At 67.2% G+C, this 540-nt stretch carries 1 pseudogene; it reads left to right on the top strand.

The window, feature by feature from the left end:
• A pseudogene (locus tag P3L18_RS28155) lies at positions 1-540 on the top strand (HNH endonuclease); the annotation flags it as partial.

Below are 540 nucleotides of genomic sequence, written 5' to 3'. Positions count from 1 at the left end.
TGGGACACGTGACCATCACCCCCGATGTTGCCGGGCACTCCTCTCTGGATGCGGTTGTTCCCGCCCATTACGGGGTATTTCTCACGACGCAGATCAACGCCCTCATTGACGAACGCACCTGCCGCAAGGACCCCCGCCGCGTGGGATCGCTGCGGGTGATCGCACTCGGGGAGATCACCGGCGTCCCCGGCGCTCGGCTCGACTGCGAATGCGGCTTGGCCACGTGCACGAAGGGTGGCGGTGCCGTCAACAGTGACTCGGCGGAAACACCCGCCGACGCCGCCGACGCGGCAGCCTGGGACGACCTGCTCCCCAAACCTGCCGACGCCGATGTTCCTGAAGTCGAGGACGTCGAACATCCCGGTGCACCGGAACCTGCCGACGAGGATGACCCCGTTGAGTTCGTCGAGCCCGTCGCCGAACCCGAGATCCCCGACCCCCTGGACGAGCCGATCCCGGATGAGGTTCCGGTCGCGTTCGGGCGTGCCCTGGTCGTACCCGGGGCACCCGTACTGACGGTGTTGAAGGATCCGGACGGGA

The organism is Gordonia sp. N1V, assembly GCF_029269935.1.
Lineage (GTDB): Bacteria > Actinomycetota > Actinomycetes > Mycobacteriales > Mycobacteriaceae > Gordonia > Gordonia polyisoprenivorans.
Note: the sequence above shows the minus strand (reverse complement) of the source record. Positions and strands in the feature narration are given on the sequence as shown.